The sequence below is a fragment of the uncultured Aquimarina sp. genome (genome assembly GCF_947496855.1).
GTDB lineage: Bacteria > Bacteroidota > Bacteroidia > Flavobacteriales > Flavobacteriaceae > Aquimarina.
This window is the reverse complement of sequence record NZ_CANMED010000008.1, coordinates 358027-374466: the sequence shown is the minus strand read 5'-3', so window position 1 is coordinate 374466 and position 16440 is coordinate 358027. Positions and strand designations below refer to the sequence as shown.

The window sequence follows — 16440 nt, the reverse complement described above, 5'->3', positions numbered from 1 at the left end:
TTTCATTGAAATATATTTATTGCTATTTTTATCTAATACATTATAAACTTAACAATTTGGTAATATTAGAGGTTGAAAACTCTATTTTGATAATTTTCTATAAAAAAGAGATGGTAAATTGATTGTAATCTAATAAATGAGTTTGAAACATTTTTTTATCTATTATAGGATATAGAAAAAGAGACTTGATTTTAATAGTTTTCAAGTCTCCTTATGTTGATATTAGAGTTCGTATTTATATAGTTTCGAATAGCTCATTGATAGGTTTTCGCACTTTTTTATTATGTTGAGCTAAATCTTCTTCAGATCGGTACCCAATTGTTGCAATTACTGCAGCGGATAAACCTTTTTCGGATAAATCTAATATGTCATTATAGGCTTCTGATTCAAAACCTTCCATCGGGCATGCGTCAATTTTAAGTTCCGCACAGGCAACAAGTAGGTTGCCTAAACCTATATAAGTTTGCTTAGTGGTCCAAGATTTTACTGCTTCATCGCTGAATTTAGTAATTTTGGACTTCATAAAATCACCATATCCTTTTAGGTCATCTGAACTTAAATCCTGTATAGCTCCTTTTAATTTTAAATAGTCATCAATTACTTTATCATTCACGTTTAAGTAATTACAAAATACAATCAATTGCGATGCATCTACAATTTGAGACTGCCCCCAAGATTTTGGCAGTAATTGCTTACGAATCTCAGGATCTTCTATAATCAAAACTTTGTACGCCTGTAGTCCATAGGAAGAGGCGGATAATGAAATAGCTTGCTTAATTTTTTCAAGGTCAGATTCAGAAATCCTTTTGTTAGGGTTAAACTTCTTAGTGGCATAACGCCATTCTAAATTTTTTAATAGTTCCATATGAATATGATTTATAGTGTAATTGGAATTTCCATAAGTAATATTTTAGAAGCTCCGTTAGATTTAATTTTAATTCTTTCTACATCCCAGATGCCTAATCCATCTCTTTTTTCTAAGAAATTATCTTCGATAGTAACACTTCCTTGTAAAACAAAAACATAGACTCCGTTTTTTTTATTTTTTAATGTATAGGTTTGCTTATTGCCATCTTCTAGCTCACCTAGATGAAACCAAGCATCCTGATGAATCCAAACTCCATTGTCATCTGGATTGGGAGACAGGATTTGATACAATTCATTTTTGATATTTTTATTCTCTATTGTAATCTGATCATATCTGGGAGCTACATTTTTCTTATTAGGAGTTACCCATATTTGTAAAAACTTTACTTCCTTATCCGAATTTTTATTATACTCGCTATGAAAGACACCTTTTCCAGCGCTCATTACTTGTATATCTCCTTGTTTGATGATGGTTGTATTACCCATACTATCCTTGTGCTCTAGATCACCTTCTAAAGGAATTGATATAATCTCCATATTGTCATGAGGATGTTTACCAAATCCCATCCCTGATGATACTGTATCATCGTTAAGCACTCTTAATGCACCAAAATTCATTCTTTCTGGATTGTAATAATTTCCGAAGCTAAAAGAATGATAAGAGTTCAACCATCCAAAATTAGCTTCTCCTCGGGTATCTGATTTATGCATTACCGTTTTCATAATATATCCTTTCTTTATATTTGAATACAAAGTTCGATTTTTAGACAATGATCTAAAATATAATAATACGGAAGAATGTTATAAAAATCCGATGTTTAATGTGGTTGTCTGAATTGAGAAGGAGGGAAGCCAGTACATTTTTTAAAGAAGTTACTGAAATTAGCGGGCTCGGAAAATCCTAAATCATATCCAATTTCCTTAGTAGTTTTGTCCGAAAAACTTAGAAGTCTTTTTGCAGCGACAATAATTCTGGATTGTAAATATTCTTTAGCAGTTTTTCCTATCAGAGATTTTACAGTCCTATTTAGATGATCAGGCGTTACATACAATACTTCTGCATATTGCTGTACTTTATGCCAATTCGAAAAATGTTCTTCTACAAGATTTTTATATTCTTTAAGTATAATAGAACCTGAATGTAGTTGTTGCGGATTTTTTTTATCAACGTTACAAATAGTATTGCTATAGATTAAAAGAAGCTTTAATAAAGCACCAACAGCTTCTATTTTAAATTTCGAATAAGTATGATATGCTTCAAAAATTTGTGAACTATATGTATTCAATTTTTTTAATTGTATTTCATTTAAAGAAAGAGGTGGAGTGTAACCATAATCCTGAAATAAGTTGATGTCTTCGATAAAACGATGATCAATATTGTTCTTAGCAAGAAATTGTCTAGAAAATGTGATTACCCAACCATATGATTTCTGTTCTTCCTTAATTTGATGTACTTGTCCAGGACTGAGAAAAAATGCTTGACAATCTTCAAGTAAGAATTTATTAAAATCGATAATATGAGTGCCTTTAGCTTTTGAGACTAAAAGGATGATATAAAAATCGTGTCGATGTGGTGTGTCAATTTCACCTCTAGTTTTATCATAAATATCTTCCATTTTTGTTATATCAAAAATGATCTGCTTTTCTGTTTTATCCGTCAGCTTATATGTTTTGATGGAAGTCATTTGTTGATTTAAGTATAGATATGTTTTTGTTATTATAATATGATGATCATCTCTTCTGCAATACCTATTCCTTCTTGATAAGAAAGTTTATAGCTTCATCAAATATTATATTCATAATGATGTTCTAATTGTTCAGTGATTAGCGAATTCTTAAACCTAGATTCATTGGCAGTAGTTGTTTGAAAACCTTCTCTGGTAAATTTGGATTTTTTTTTAACTCTTTTATAACTGTTCCTAAGTAATCTGTATGGTAATCATTCATTTTTCGAAAAATAAAACCCTAGTTATTCTTCGAGTTTTCTAACCAGCAATTTATAATTTTGACCAAGTGAGTTTTGATCAATGAATATTTATTTGTTTGATAAAGAATGCTACTATAAAAAGAAACCGGTTTCATAATTCTTTTTTTAGTTCATTTATCTAGTTATTTTCTTTAATTAGTTAATAATAATACAAATAAAAAAGGGAAAGTCGTTTGGACTTTCCCTTTAAAATAAGATTTACTCTTATTATTTGCTAATTCTAATCTATAAAAGAGATTTGTTGTAATTAATCATTACCACCTATTACGATTTCATCACCTTCGGTGTTATCGTCTTCGGTATTATCATTATTATCGTTATTGTTGTTTTCTTCGTTGAAAACTTGACTTTCAATAGTTTCGTTTTCACAAGAAACGAATACTGTAGCTAAAGCTAATACTAATAGGAATGTGAATTTTTTCATTTTTATTTGTTTTATTATTTTAATTCTATTTTGGGATATTTTATGTTTTAGTTTCCTAAGCCGTGACTCTCATCTTCGTAAATATCGATGATTTCTGGCTTGTCATTTTCTGCATTAAATGTTTCGTCTTCCACAGATGTACTTTCGCAAGATGCAAAAGCAATAACAAGCATAAATAGAAATGGGATTTTTTTGATCATTTTAATAAAAATTAGTTAGGTGTTATTTTTAAGTTTCCTTATTTTTTCAAAACGGGTGCAAATGTATTTAAAAAAAGAGTTTAAACTCTTAAAAAAATCTTAACAACCCTTTACTTACAAGGGTTTTGGTAATGTTAGCAGTGCTTAGTCTTTAATAAATAGGAGGGAATTTTGCATATATCGTATCATATTGAAGTAAATCGATAAATTATGCGCAATCTTTTGAGGTAAATGTTAGAAATCGAATAAAAGTAAAATACTACCCAAATTAACGATTTGATAACATTGGAGCCTTTATTAATGTTTGTTTTGATGATTTCTTTGTTAAAACATCTTTTTTGTAAGAATATTTCAAAAATAACTCACACAACACACTGTTATGTTTAGTGAAATAAACTACTGTTTATGTAGTTCTTAATTTTGATATTGACTAAAAGTTGCGATTTAAGAATAAGGAACCTTTTATGACTAGATATTTATAGCACTTGGTGTGATAAGTTCTAGTCATATTTTCTTACTGCTCCTTTTTTGTATCTATAACAGTTTTGATATGGAGATAATAATCAGAATATTTTAGATTACAAAACTGTTGGTTGTATACCAGTAACTTTAATACCAAGTTCACTTAAAGTGTTTACTTTTTTAGGGTTATTGGTTAGCATTCGAATAGATGTTGCCCCTAATTCATTCAAGATTTTTGCTGCTGGAGAAAAGTCTCTAGCATCTTTTTTAAAACCAGCAGCTTCATAAGCTTCTGCTTGCGAGAGTCCTCTGTTTTTATATTCAATGCTTTTAAGTAAGGCTAGATGTCCATTAGACTTACCTTCCTGGTCTAACCAAATAATGATTCCTGTACCTTCTTTTTGTATAAGTTGTTGTGAGATTTCCATTTGTTCCCTGCAGTCACATTCTATACTATTAAAATGATGGGCGAAAATACAAGAAGAATGTACTCTACATAATACATTTTCTTTATCCTTTACATTTCCCATTACTAAAGCAAAGGATTCTTTCTGACCATCGTAAAACAAAATTTCACAATACTCCCCAAATTTGGTTTTTAAATTAGTCTCAGCAAGTTTAACTATCACTTTTATATATTTTATTTAGTAAGATTTCTCAGTCCTTCATATACTACAATGCTAACTGCATTGGCTAGATTTAAACTTCTGATATTTTCATTTAGTATTGGTATTTTGTAAGTATCATCCGAATGGGCTTCTGTGATCTTGCTTGGTAAGCCCACTGATTCTTTTCCGAAAATAAGAAACATATCATCTTCATAATCAATAGACCAATGATCTGTTTTTCCGTGACTAGAGAAAAAAGCCATTTTCTTTCCTTTATGTATAGATAAGAATTCATCTAGACTTTCATAAGTTTTTAATGAAATATGTTTCCAATAATCCAGTCCAGCTCGTTTTAGCCTTTTATCACTTAATTCAAAGCCAAACGGTTTTACTAAATGTAAATTTGATCCGGATGCGAGACTTAATCGGCCAATATTCCCTGTGTTTGTGTGTATTTCTGGTTCTACAAGAACAATATTATATGCCATTCTTTATATTACTTTTATCCTCTTTAATTTTTATTCGAATTTGATTCGTTCAAAATAATAAGCTTTTGCCATATTTTTCTGCTTAAGCCTGTTGTAAGTACTTCAATCTCATTTACTGCTCTTACCACAGCTTCATCTGGTAAGCTTTGCGAATATAACGCTGCTACTTTGCCAACCAATGCTGTAGCTTCTGAACAATAGTCTAGATACCTTTGCAATTCGAATCTAGTAAAAGTTCGTTTTGGTGAATTTTTTGTTGCTGATTCTGGTAAATCAGTAAGGTTAGGATCTTTGGTTAACTGATGCATATCAATCACATGAGCGATAACTCTAAGCTCATTAAGAGATTTAAGCGCACGTTTTGTTTTTAATCTTGATTCTAATGTAACCAAAAAGAAAATCGCTGCACCTAATAGGATGATGTCATTGAATATTGCTTCTGATATAGAAACGATATTTCCAAGCGTTGTATTTTTGATTTGCAAATCTACATAGGTAATACTATATATTAATCCACCTAATCCAATTAATATGACCAAGTAGGCAAAAATTCTCAAAGAGAGGTTTGGTTTAGAAATCCAATCTATATTTTGTTTACTGTCTTGGGCAGTTTGTAAAAAATTATGACATACTTTTTTAAGCCCTGAATCAGGAAATCGATCAGAGATTCGCTTCTCTAATAATGAGATGGTATCGATTATTTTTTCGGGATCCAGTTTTAAAGGGTTACTCATATCCTTAATTATGTAGGAAGCCTTTTAATAATAAATTTCATCTGCCCACGATGATTCGATTCGTGCTCGCATACGTGAAACCACTTAGCATAATTATTGGTAGGTTGATTACTAAAAAACGGTTCTGACTTCATGATCCATTCATCATCTCTTTTGGCAAATTCTTTTTTGGTTACTTCTCTAACCTCTTCAAGTGTTTGAAGATAATAATCAATAGAGTTTCCTTTTATTATTTCTCTTCCCTTTTTGCCTAAACCACTGGCAATATCCCATTCTTTTTTTATGTCTTCGTCCCATTTATTCCAGGAGATTTCATCAAAAGTATTAAGCTGATAATATCTTTCTGTTGCTGCCAAGTGCAATAACATGGCACCAATTGAATTGGATTGCTCGTCTATCTGAAAATCTAATTGTTCTATGGTAAGATCTTTAACAGTTCTTATTACCCAAGCTCTCATCATGGTCATTGTAGATAGCAATGTGCCAATTTGTGGAGAATATCCTTTTTGAGGACCCACTAAATAGATGTTATCAGAAATATCTAGATTAGCAACTTCATTTCTAAAACTCATCAAAGGAGTAGCTGCAAGTCCCGCAGTGAGTATTGCTGAACCTTTGATGAACTTTCTTCTGCTGGTCTTGTTAGGTGATTTTTTCATCATTAAAATATTTTGGAATATTATAGCTATGCACTTGACCTTGTTTTATTTAACGGTAACCGGAAATCCACGATCTTTCATTAGTGCTTCTATTTTAGCATCACGACCACGAAATAATCTATAAGCTTCTGCCGGATCCATCGCATTTCTAGGAGCGAATAGGTATTTAACTAATTTTGCTGCTACTTCTTTGTCATAGAATCCATCAGGAGCTTCGGCAAAAGCTTCTGCTGCGTCAGATGTTAGTACATCAGCCCACATATATCCATAATAAGCAGTTGCATATCCTTCTCCAGAAAACACATGTCCAAAATGAGGAGTGCGATGACGCATAACTAATTCATTAGGCATATTAAGTGATGCTAAAGTTTCTTTTTCAAATGTATCTACATCAATATTTGATGGATCTGCTAAATGAAATTTCATATCCATTAAAGCAGAAGCTAAATACTCTGTAGTAGCAAACCCTTGATTAAAAGTAGCTGCTTTTTTTATCTTAGCTATTAGCTCTTTTGGCATAGGTTCTCCAGTTTTATAATGAACTAAGTAAGTATCAATCACTTCATCTGTAGATAACCAACGTTCTAATAATTGAGATTGAAACTCTGTATAATCCCTAACACCACCATTTAATGTTGGGTATCTTACTTCTGATGAAAAGAAATGTAGTGCGTGACCAAATTCATGAAAAAATGTTGTTGCATCATCCCAAGAAACTAAAATTGGTTCTCCTGGAGCTGGTTTTACAAAATTCGAATTATTAGATGCTAACACTGTTTTTTTACCATCAAAAGTAGTGTGGCTTCTATAGGTTGTAGCCCAAGCACCAGAACGTTTCCCTGTTCTTGCAAAAGGATCTAAGTACCATAAACCTATATGTTCGCCAGAAGTTTTATCGGTTACCTCCCAGACATTTACATCTTCATGGAATACAGGAACATTTCCTTTTGTTACTGGAGTGAATTTATAATTAAACAATTCTCCAGCAACAAAAAACATGGCCTCTCTAAGCTTACCTAGCTGTAAATATTGCTTTACTTCATCAGAATCAAGGTCATACTTTTTCTTTCTAACTTTTTCTGCATAATATCTGTAATCCCAAGGCTCAATAGTGATATTATCTTTATTAGCATCTGCTACAGCTTGCATATCAGCGACTTCTTCTTTTACTCGGCCAATAGCAGCTGGCCAAACAGCATTCATTAATTTCATGGCATTCTCAGGATTCTTAGCCATTCTGTTCTGTAATCTCCAATCCGCATAATTATCATACCCCAACAATGCTACACGCTCTTTTCTTAACTTTAGAATTTTAGCAATGTTCTCATTATTATCTTGATCATCTCCGTTATCACCTCTAGAGTAATAACTTCTCCAAACTTTTTCTCGTAGCGTTCTCTCTTTAGAATACTTGAGGAACGGATCCATAGAAGATCTTGTATTGGTTACTGCATATTTACCTTCTTGTCCTTTATCTATAGCTGCTTTGCCATATGCTTTGATTAATGGTTCTGATAATCCTTCTAGTTGATCTTTAGTAAGATAAGTTACATATCCTTCTTCATCTGCTAAAATGTTATTCGAAAAATTGGTGTATAATTCCGATAATTCTTTATTTATTTCCGCGTAGCGCTTCTTTTTTTCTACATCTAATTCAGCGCCATTCATAGCAAATTGTTTATAGGTCAATTGCACTACACGTTGTTGATCTGCTTCCAAAGGTTGTTTCTGAGCATTATCATATACCGTTTTAATTCTTTGGAATAAAATTTCGTTTTGAGATATTTTAGAACGAAAATCAGATAATTTTGGAGCCATTTCCTTTTGAATTTCCCTAAATTCAGGAGATGACATATTACTACTTAGAATTCCATAATATGTAAAAACTCTGTTCAGTTCTTGTCCTGACTTTTCTAGTGGAACAATAGTGTTTTCAAAAGTTGGAGCTTCTGTATTACTGGTGATAGCATCGATATCTGCTATATTCAATTCCATACCTCTTTCCAAAGCTGGCTTGATATCGACAATATTCATTTTGTCAAAAGCAGGAGTACCGCTATAAGGTCCCGTCCATTCTGATAATAATATATTTGAGGTTTTTTCTTCTGGATTTGATTTTTCCACAGTGTCTTTCTTTTTGTTACAACTAGTCACGGCAATTAGTGAACAGATCGCTATCGCCTGAAGTGTTTTTGAGATATGCTGAGTATTCATATTGATTGAGTATTTTATTTTGTTTGTATTGAGTTTATGAGTGTTTTTCTAAATGATTTATCTTTCAAAAGCCAAGCTTAGTCAACATACTCACGAACTATAGTCTAAACTTATTGTTATTGGTAAAGAAAATTGCATTTACAAAAAACAGTTTTCCGTTTTCCCAGAAAGATCTAAATAATGGATTATCTATCATATAAATAACGCTTCCATTACCTATTCTTGCTTCTCCAAAAACTAGCGAATTCTTAAGGCCTTTAAAAGCGTCTTTGCCAGAAAAACCAGAAACACTTGTAGGTTCTTTCATATAAGCTACATTATATCCATCCTGTAAAAATTTATAGGAACTGCTTCCTAATTTTAAACTAAAATAAGTATCCTCATATCCAAAAGCCAAAGGATGTGAAGTATCTACTTTAGTTTTGTAAATACTTCCGGTAATAAAGTCCTTAACTCGTTCACGTTCACGTTGGTCATATGGTATAAGGTTGCCAATAGAATCTTTTTTCTCTTCGTCAGGTTTGTTGCTTTTTAGGTCAAAACCATCTTTGTTAGCAAAAACATTTACCGCATTAGCAATTGCAATTACTTTTCCTCCGTTTCCAACCCATTCCTTTAGTTTATCGAGTGAGTTCTTATCCAGATACCCACCATAATACCCATTAGGAAGTATCAATACATCGTATTTGTCTAGATCAACTCTTTTGAAATAGTCTGTATCAATAGAAGTAATTGGGTATTGTAATTGTTGCTCAAAGAAATGCCAGATTTCACCATAACTTAGAGACGAAGTGTAGTTTCCTTTTAATACTGCTATGCGCTGATTATTAATTAGTTTCACATCGGGTGATCCAAAGTCAATTCCATTTGAAGCAAAACTAGACGTTGTGGTGTATAGTTTACGATCATGCTTGTTAGCAATATCAATTACAATTTTATCATAATCTTTTGTTTTACGATTATCACTTTTGGTAATAATCAGACTTCCTTTTTTAAATTTTTTACCACTGTTTTCGAAGTTTTTTTCACTAAACCGTACTCTAATCTTATTATTTAAAAGATCAGCCAGAAAAGCTGCATCATCTAGACTATTCCATTTTGCAATATATCCCGCTCCAGATGCATTGGCAGTATTATCAATTTGATTACTTTTTTTATTTCCATTTGCAGATATCAAAGAAGTAGATGCGATTGCTTCTAATCCATATGCGTGTGGAATGCTCCATGCTGTAATATCATAGGTGAGAGGTTCACTTAATTTTGCATCGGGTTCGAATAGTACTTTCACCATTTTACCTTTGGGTTGGTCTGTACTTACAACTAATGCTCCATTTGCATTAATGCTACCTTGTTTATTTTCTCTAAAATTGAAGCCTGATATCTTAGCACTATTTGTGTATCCATATTTTATCTCGTGCTTGTCTAATAGTTTCGTTAGTGCTTTGATTTTATCTACTTGACCATTCAGTACATAACTTTTGTATTTTAACGATGAATTATTAAAGAATTTTTTGAATTCTGTATTTAGTTTTACTGCATTTTTCGACGAAATTTCTACTGTAGATAATCCTGTTGTTGTATGATGTAAAGCTCGGTCTTTTAATGTCAGAACATATCCTTCATCAGTTTGAATACCTAACCCTGCACGTCCATGACCTGCTTGTTCATAAGTCATGCCTATTGCTCCCATAAAAGTAGGGTAGGTATCTCCATAGCTAGGATACAATAGGTCAAAACGTTCTTTGGTAAAAAATAACCAACCTTCTGCATCAAAATATCTTGCGTGGTTTTTGCCAATTTCAGTTTGAAAATCTCTTTGCCAAGGTGTAATAATTTCGTGGAATGGCTCTGCTGCTGGGGCAAAGTAATAAGGTTCATTAATACCTTGCTCATGAAAATCTACGTGAACGTGTGGCATCCATTTGTTATAAGCTGTTAGACGGCTATAGGATTCTACTTGTGTAGCCCAAGCCCAATCTCTATTAAGATCAAAAAGATAATGATTAGGTCTTCCGCCCGGCCATGGTTCGTTATGCTCAGTGGCATTTTGATCTACATTATAAGGTGTGGCCTTGGTTTGGTTGTACCAATTGGCATAGCGATCTCTTCCATCAGGATTTACGCAAGGATCCATAATAACTACCGTATTGTTTAGCCATTCTTTTTTTGTAGTAATAAGCTCGTAAATAGTTTTCATAGATGCTTCGGTACTAGAAGCTTCATTACCGTGAACATTATAACTAAGCCATACTACTGCAATTTGTGGATTACTACTTCCTGCCACGATACCAGTATTTTTAAGGTGGTCAAGACGAATGTTTTCAATATTTTTTTGATTCTCAGCACTGGTGATGATGGCATAGGTTAATGGTCTTCGCTCATTTGTTTTTCCATAGGTTTGATAAGTAACTAAATCAGAGTTAGCAGCAACGTGATTAAAATAGTTTACTACATCTGCGTGACGCGTAAACTGACTGCCAATTTCATACCCTAAAAATGAAGCTGGAGATTGAACATTATTTTGTGCGAATACCCATGTTGTGGATACAACAAGGAGCGTTAAGAGAATTTTTTTCATTGATGAACTTTTAATTTTTGTAAAATACCGCCTTAAATTTAGGATCTAAATTGTATTAACTAAATTTTAGGATTTGAGATAACTTATATTCATAAATTTCGGTTTTAGGTTGTTATCAAATGAAGTTAACTGAGTTACTATTAAAAAAAATATAAAAAAACAGATGCAACAACAATCTACCGTATATTTATCGACCTAAAAAGACGACCCTATGCCTAGTGACTGTATTCCGTTTAAAGAAACAAATTACTTTTCATCTTTTATTTGTGACTATTTAGACGAAAAACCAGAACTAAAAGAGTTTTATCATCGATTTCCAAAGCTTGATAATTTTAAGGATCAACTTCAGGAAAAGCAACAATCTTTTCCTTCAGAAAACCGTGTGGTATTGAAAACATCTTTGTTTTCTCAATATAAAAATGTCAATATTTCTGAAGCTACGCAAAAGAATCTTGATCTTCTTGATAAGGACACTACATTTACCATTACTACCGGACATCAGTTAAATCTATTTACAGGTCCATTATACTTTTTGTATAAAATAGTTTCTACGATTAATCTCACTAACATATTAAAAGAGAAGCATCCAGAATATGATTTTGTTCCGATATATTGGATGGCAACAGAAGATCACGATTTTGATGAAATCAACTATTTTAATTTTAAAGGGAAAAAAATTCAATGGAACCGAAAAGATGGTGGTGCAGTAGGTGTTTTTGATACGGAAGGATTGGATAAAGTTTTTGAAATATTTGCTTCAGAAATTGGTTCTGGACGCAATGCAGAACGATTAAAGTCTCTTTTTAAAGAAGCCTATTTAAAGCATAATAAATTGGCTGACGCTACTAGATACTTGGCGAATGAGTTATTTAGAGAATATGGTTTGGTAGTGGTAGATGCAGATGATAAAGAGTTAAAACGTTTGTTTATTCCATATGTAAAGAAAGAATTAGAAGAACAAGTTTCTTATAATAGTGTATTGTCAAAAGCTCAAAAATTAGAAGCAAAAGGATATAAAGTACAAGTTAATCCCAGAGAAATTAATTTATTTTATCTGTCAGATGGGTTAAGAGAACGTATTATAGAAAAGGAAGGAAGTTATTTTGTTAACGATACAGAGATTTCTTGGAGCAAGAGTGAGCTATTAAAAGAAATCTTTGAGTTTTCCGAGCGATTTAGCCCTAATGTGATGATGAGGCCTTTGTATCAAGAAGTAATTTTACCAAATCTATGCTATATAGGTGGAGGAGGAGAATTAGCGTATTGGTTGGAGTTAAAAGATTATTTTGAAGCTGTTCAGATTCCATTTCCAATGTTATTATTACGTAATTCTGTTTTAATTCAAACCAAAAAACAAGCGGATAAAATTAAGAAGTTAACTATTACTGATACAGAATTGTTTTTAAAGCAATATGAGCTGATTAATCGAAAGGTGCGACAAATATCCAATATTGATATTAATTTTGATCCTCAGCGTAAGCTTCTAAAAGAGCAATTTGAAGAAATGTATGCATTAGCTGAGCAAACTGATGTTACTTTTGTAAATGCAGTAAAGGCCCAAGAAGTAAAGCAACTCAAAGGATTAGATGTGTTAGAAAAAAGATTGCTAAAAGCCCAAAGAATAAAGCTTAGCGATCAGGTACAACGTTTAACAGCAATCCAAAACGAACTATTTCCTAATCAAAGTTTACAGGAACGGAATACCAATTTCTCCGAAATGTATTTGGAATACGGTGAAAACTTGATTTCCGAATTGATAAAGAATCTAAATCCTTTACAAGGGGAATTTGTAATTTTAAAACAATAGTGCACAGTAGTATGTATATCTCTGATGTAATATCTGGGATAGTTGTTTATTCTATTTAAGGTTTAATACCTCGAGGCTTGTTTGGTTAATTATTACTATTTTACGAATCGATGTCACAGAATGGTAAATATATCCATAAGGGTAATAATGTTATATTTTTTTATGTCATTTTGGAAATAGCCAAATATCGAATGGTTGTAATAACAAGTTCATTCCAAGAACTTTATATTAAATTTGGAGAGAGGATCTCCCTAAACATTAGACACCAATTCCTATGGGGTTAGCCCCAGAGGAATTGAAACAAAAGACAGAGTTTAATTTACAGATTCTTGTTTCTCTCTTTTGTTTAAAGACAGGTTTTGCAATGTTTTATATTTTTTATTAATTGTGGATAAAAAATCATTTGGAAATTAAATGACCCTTCTGATAACAATATACTAAATCAAAATCAACAGCACTATCTAATTCTCACAGTGTTTTGGTTGAATCAGTTTCAGTTATTAGGATACTTTGTTCAGGAACATTAGGAATTATATGTTTCTCATTTGTGGCTATTCTGCTTAAATATTTTCTTCCCTGATTTTTCAATTTCACCTTATGCAGAAGCATAGTCAATTACCTAGTTATCATTTGATGACGTCACCTCTAATACAGAATATAAGCTATAAATACTTTTTTTAGTTATAATGTTTGAATTATTTGATTGAGATATTTCCGTTAGTTCGTAAGTATAAAATAGCCTCTAAATCATTTTGATTACTAATAGAGTGTATTGCTTTATCAGAAGAACTAAAGAAACTTCCTGGGTTTAGAATTTTTATTTCCTCCGTTTGAGGAATTTTGTAATTTATTTCTCCTTTTATAACTACTGACTTTAGAATTGTTCCTTCACTTTCTATTACTCCACTGAATTCTTTTGGCAGTTTAATAAATAAACCTTTAAGCATTTTATTAGCCTTGTGCTCCCATAAGAAACTAATTTCTGCTTTACTCTGAGAGTCGATCCAGTTTGTTTTATTACTATCTAACCAGATAATATTAGAAGCATCAACATTAATAGGTTTTTCTTCATTATCAAATGCTTGATCTGTTGGTTTCACCAAATAAGGCCCTTTGTCAATTTCTACATATGCAATATTTTTCTGTCCTTTGGCAGCAGTTATATGAGGTGCTCCAGCTGGTTGTGTCCAAAAAGAACCAGAAGGCATCCACATATTTTCTACACTGGAGTCATCGTTGTGTATCAGACCGTTAATAACAATTGCACGATAAGTTACATTATGTATATGAGGTGGAGAAGAAAAACCATCTACAAATTTCGCAAGAAATCCTGTCGCTACAGTTCCTTTTCGATCTCCCCATATTGTACCCGCTTGGGGGCTTTGATCACCTCGAGCTGGATTTAGTTTTTCCCATTCAATTTCAGAGCTTAGCACAACTTTATTGGTTGGGTTTTTAATGTTTTCAGAAACTTTTTTCGCTGTTTTGTTTTCAGAATTGCTACAAGATATTAGTACTGCTATAGCTAAGAAAGTGAAAATTTTGGTAATCTTTTTCATTATTTGATTGTTTGTAACAATTAAAAACTTTTAAGTTATGTTATGCAATTTGGTACATTTCGTTTAATACGAATTCTTCTACAGCACCATCAGTTGCTTTCATATATGCTGCCAAATGAGAATTATTCATGTGTTCTTGCCATAACTCCTTACTTTCCCAATTTTCATAAAACAAAAATAGGTTTGCATTTTCATTATCCTGATGCAAATCATAATTAATACATCCTTTTTCGGCTCTAGTAAGATCAATCAGTTTTAGTAATTCAGATTTCACTAAATCTCTTTTTTCTTCTTTTGCAAGAATTTTTGCAACAATGGTGAGTTTTTGCTTTGTCATTTTTTAGGCTTTAAATAGTATTTATTACTTTGTTAATTTTTCTTCTGGACTTTGGTCTTTTGCTTGGTTGGTTATTATCTTCAGGATCTCTATAACCAATAGCAACTGCCACTAGCGTATGGTGGTTTTCTAATTCTAATATTTTATTGTAATTGTAAGGTTTAATTCCTTCCATTGGGGTTGCATCGATTCCCATTTCTGCACACGCACTTAAGAATACACCTAGGGAAAGATATAATTGATGTCCAAACCAAGATTTTATTTGCTCCTCTGATTGTGGCTTGATAAATTCTTTAAAATAACCGACTGCTCCAGCAGGTAATTCTTCTTCTATTTGTTTTTCGAAAAGTGAAATGTTATCGATTCTGCTAAAAACCACAACAGTGTCGCATTCTATCACTTTATTGGTATTCAACCAAGATACTTTCGAAAGTTTTTCTTTAGTTTCTTGATTAGATACAAGGGTAAATTTCCAAGGTTGACTATTTATGGATGATGGGCTTAAGTGTAAAATCTCTTTTAACTCTTGTAATTTTTGTTCTTCAATTTTTTTTGAAGGATTATATTTTTTTGTTGTATACCGGTTTTGCATTGAATTTAGAAAGCTCATAAGTTCTTATTTATTACTATAAAAATTATAGTAGCAAAATTAACTATAGTTCTATATCTTTGCAATAACGGTCAAAAAGGATAGTATAAAAAATGAATGTATCTGAGCACAGAATGTTAAAATTTAAAGGAAAGGAATATCCCTGTTGCGCAAGTTTAACTATGGGACTCATAGGAGGTAAGTGGAAAACAGTTATTTTATTTCATTTAATGAGTGGGACACTGAGGTATAGCGAGCTAAGAAAAGAAATGCCAACGGTTACAGAGAGGACACTAAGTTTGCAGTTAAAAGCGTTAGAAGAAGACGGATTGATTGATAGAAAAGTGTATACTTCTAAGCCTCCATTAAAGGTAGAATACTCCTTAACAGATTTTGGTAAAACTTTAACACCGTTAATTCAATCTATTGCTAATTGGGGAGATTTGGTGATGGAAAATTACTCTGATTAGGGTTATATTCCGTTAGTTAATTCTTTTGAAAAATAAATTCTCTTGTGTCCTTTAGGAAAATTATTTATTTCTCCAATCGGTGTGTAACCATTTTTTAAATAAAAAGCTTCTGCTTGGAAATCAAAAGTGTCTAGCATTGCGACTTCCACTCCTTTATCTTTAGCAATCTTCTCAATGTGTCTGAGTAAAAGGGTTCCAATACCTTTTTTTCTAAGTGTTTCTTTTACCCATAAAATTTTGATTTCTAATCCATTCCAATAACCAATACCTCCTAAAACACCTCCGATTTCATCTTCGCTTTTATTTTTGACTACAAATTCTAGAGGTGTCCAGACATCAGAAATAGCAGGAACTCTGCTTAAATTGTATGTGTTAATTCCATCAACTATTGTTTTTACACTTTTCTTATTGCAAGGTTCAATAGTAAAATCAGTGATTGTTTTCATTTTGAAAAGTA

The 16440-nt window shown here is 32.0% G+C and carries 17 protein-coding genes; 2 read left to right on the top strand and 15 right to left on the bottom strand.

The genetic code is table 11. The features are described from left to right. Positions 1 to 235: 235 nt before the first annotated feature. From Q0921_RS23235 to Q0921_RS23185, 11 genes are all read right to left on the bottom strand, one after another. The gene (locus tag Q0921_RS23235) at positions 236 to 865 is read right to left on the bottom strand and encodes an NAD(P)H-dependent oxidoreductase (protein ID WP_299261268.1); all 630 of its coding nucleotides are present in this window, start codon (positions 863 to 865) and stop codon (positions 236 to 238) included. 11 nt (positions 866 to 876) lie between these two features. Next, positions 877 to 1590, bottom strand: a complete 714-nt coding sequence (locus tag Q0921_RS23230; RefSeq protein ID WP_299261266.1) for a pirin family protein — start codon at positions 1588 to 1590, stop codon at positions 877 to 879. 95 nt (positions 1591 to 1685) lie between these two features. Continuing rightward, a complete protein-coding gene (locus Q0921_RS23225; protein WP_299261264.1) occupies positions 1686 to 2552 on the bottom strand; it encodes an AraC family transcriptional regulator in 867 nt (288 codons plus the stop codon). A gap of 549 nt (positions 2553 to 3101) precedes the next feature. Beyond that, a complete protein-coding gene (locus Q0921_RS23220) occupies positions 3102 to 3278 on the bottom strand; it encodes a hypothetical protein (RefSeq protein WP_299261262.1) in 177 nt (58 codons plus the stop codon). A gap of 47 nt (positions 3279 to 3325) precedes the next feature. Beyond that, positions 3326 to 3478 carry a hypothetical protein gene (locus Q0921_RS23215; RefSeq protein ID WP_299261260.1) on the bottom strand — a complete coding sequence of 51 codons (153 nt, stop codon included), beginning with the start codon at positions 3476 to 3478 and terminating at the stop codon, positions 3326 to 3328. Positions 3479 to 4056: 578 nt separating this feature from the next. Further along, complete coding sequence (locus tag Q0921_RS23210) at positions 4057 to 4569, bottom strand: GTP cyclohydrolase (protein ID WP_299261258.1); 513 nt, start codon at positions 4567 to 4569, stop codon at positions 4057 to 4059. Positions 4570 to 4580: 11 nt separating this feature from the next. Beyond that, on the bottom strand, positions 4581 to 5036 hold the full coding sequence (locus Q0921_RS23205; RefSeq protein ID WP_299261256.1) for a tRNA (cytidine(34)-2'-O)-methyltransferase: 456 nt from the start codon (positions 5034 to 5036) through the stop codon (positions 4581 to 4583). Between the two features lie 23 nt (positions 5037 to 5059). Beyond that, positions 5060 to 5770 carry a hypothetical protein gene (locus Q0921_RS23200; protein WP_299261255.1) on the bottom strand — a complete coding sequence of 237 codons (711 nt, stop codon included), beginning with the start codon at positions 5768 to 5770 and terminating at the stop codon, positions 5060 to 5062. An 8-nt stretch (positions 5771 to 5778) separates the two neighbouring features. Further along, a complete protein-coding gene (locus Q0921_RS23195; protein WP_299261254.1) occupies positions 5779 to 6429 on the bottom strand; it encodes a DinB family protein in 651 nt (216 codons plus the stop codon). A gap of 45 nt (positions 6430 to 6474) precedes the next feature. Continuing rightward, entirely contained in the window at positions 6475 to 8643 is a 2169-nt protein-coding gene (locus Q0921_RS23190) for a M3 family metallopeptidase (RefSeq protein WP_299261252.1), read from the bottom strand. A 97-nt stretch (positions 8644 to 8740) separates the two neighbouring features. Next, on the bottom strand, positions 8741 to 11221 hold the full coding sequence (locus tag Q0921_RS23185) for a M14 family metallopeptidase (protein WP_299261250.1): 2481 nt from the start codon (positions 11219 to 11221) through the stop codon (positions 8741 to 8743). Between the two features lie 211 nt (positions 11222 to 11432). Here Q0921_RS23185 and bshC point away from each other — a divergent pair, with 211 nt between their 5' ends. After that, positions 11433 to 13028, top strand: coding sequence for a bacillithiol biosynthesis cysteine-adding enzyme BshC (bshC, locus tag Q0921_RS23180; protein ID WP_299261248.1), 1596 nt, complete (start codon positions 11433 to 11435; stop codon positions 13026 to 13028). Between the two features lie 695 nt (positions 13029 to 13723). On the opposite strand, the gene Q0921_RS23175 is transcribed toward bshC, so the two are convergent. From Q0921_RS23175 to Q0921_RS23165, 3 genes are read right to left on the bottom strand one after another with little or no spacing between them, the layout of a single operon-like run. Next, positions 13724 to 14587 carry a DUF4437 domain-containing protein gene (locus Q0921_RS23175; RefSeq protein WP_299261246.1) on the bottom strand — a complete coding sequence of 288 codons (864 nt, stop codon included), beginning with the start codon at positions 14585 to 14587 and terminating at the stop codon, positions 13724 to 13726. A 40-nt stretch (positions 14588 to 14627) separates the two neighbouring features. Beyond that, positions 14628 to 14924 (bottom strand): putative quinol monooxygenase, encoded by a 297-nt coding sequence (locus tag Q0921_RS23170; RefSeq protein WP_299261244.1) that lies wholly within the window; start codon positions 14922 to 14924, stop codon positions 14628 to 14630. Between the two features lie 10 nt (positions 14925 to 14934). Continuing rightward, positions 14935 to 15534, bottom strand: a complete 600-nt coding sequence (locus Q0921_RS23165; protein WP_299261242.1) for an NAD(P)H-dependent oxidoreductase — start codon at positions 15532 to 15534, stop codon at positions 14935 to 14937. A gap of 113 nt (positions 15535 to 15647) precedes the next feature. Between Q0921_RS23165 and Q0921_RS23160 the strand changes: the two genes are divergently transcribed. Continuing rightward, positions 15648 to 15983, top strand: a complete 336-nt coding sequence (locus Q0921_RS23160) for a helix-turn-helix domain-containing protein (protein WP_299261405.1) — start codon at positions 15648 to 15650, stop codon at positions 15981 to 15983. 2 nt (positions 15984 to 15985) lie between these two features. On the opposite strand, the gene Q0921_RS23155 is transcribed toward Q0921_RS23160, so the two are convergent. Continuing rightward, entirely contained in the window at positions 15986 to 16429 is a 444-nt protein-coding gene (locus tag Q0921_RS23155; protein ID WP_299261240.1) for a GNAT family N-acetyltransferase, read from the bottom strand. Positions 16430 to 16440: the final 11 nt, after the last annotated feature.

What these genes read in the sequence shown, in the direction of transcription:
- Q0921_RS23235 (WP_299261268.1), bottom strand. Translation starts at nt 865, where the DNA reads ATGGAACTATTAAAAAATTTAGAATGGCGTTATGCCACTAAGAAGTTT.
- Q0921_RS23230 (WP_299261266.1), bottom strand. Translation starts at nt 1,590, where the DNA reads ATGAAAACGGTAATGCATAAATCAGATACCCGAGGAGAAGCTAATTTT.
- Q0921_RS23225 (WP_299261264.1), bottom strand. Translation starts at nt 2,552, where the DNA reads ATGACTTCCATCAAAACATATAAGCTGACGGATAAAACAGAAAAGCAG.
- Q0921_RS23220 (WP_299261262.1), bottom strand. Translation starts at nt 3,278, where the DNA reads ATGAAAAAATTCACATTCCTATTAGTATTAGCTTTAGCTACAGTATTC.
- Q0921_RS23215 (WP_299261260.1), bottom strand. Translation starts at nt 3,478, where the DNA reads ATGATCAAAAAAATCCCATTTCTATTTATGCTTGTTATTGCTTTTGCA.
- Q0921_RS23205 (WP_299261256.1), bottom strand. Translation starts at nt 5,036, where the DNA reads ATGGCATATAATATTGTTCTTGTAGAACCAGAAATACACACAAACACA.
- Q0921_RS23200 (WP_299261255.1), bottom strand. Translation starts at nt 5,770, where the DNA reads ATGAGTAACCCTTTAAAACTGGATCCCGAAAAAATAATCGATACCATC.
- Q0921_RS23195 (WP_299261254.1), bottom strand. Translation starts at nt 6,429, where the DNA reads ATGAAAAAATCACCTAACAAGACCAGCAGAAGAAAGTTCATCAAAGGT.
- Q0921_RS23190 (WP_299261252.1), bottom strand. Translation starts at nt 8,643, where the DNA reads ATGAATACTCAGCATATCTCAAAAACACTTCAGGCGATAGCGATCTGT.
- Q0921_RS23185 (WP_299261250.1), bottom strand. Translation starts at nt 11,221, where the DNA reads ATGAAAAAAATTCTCTTAACGCTCCTTGTTGTATCCACAACATGGGTA.
- bshC (WP_299261248.1), top strand. Translation starts at nt 11,433, where the DNA reads ATGCCTAGTGACTGTATTCCGTTTAAAGAAACAAATTACTTTTCATCT.
- Q0921_RS23175 (WP_299261246.1), bottom strand. Translation starts at nt 14,587, where the DNA reads ATGAAAAAGATTACCAAAATTTTCACTTTCTTAGCTATAGCAGTACTA.
- Q0921_RS23170 (WP_299261244.1), bottom strand. Translation starts at nt 14,924, where the DNA reads ATGACAAAGCAAAAACTCACCATTGTTGCAAAAATTCTTGCAAAAGAA.
- Q0921_RS23165 (WP_299261242.1), bottom strand. Translation starts at nt 15,534, where the DNA reads ATGAGCTTTCTAAATTCAATGCAAAACCGGTATACAACAAAAAAATAT.
- Q0921_RS23160 (WP_299261405.1), top strand. Translation starts at nt 15,648, where the DNA reads ATGTTAAAATTTAAAGGAAAGGAATATCCCTGTTGCGCAAGTTTAACT.
- Q0921_RS23155 (WP_299261240.1), bottom strand. Translation starts at nt 16,429, where the DNA reads ATGAAAACAATCACTGATTTTACTATTGAACCTTGCAATAAGAAAAGT.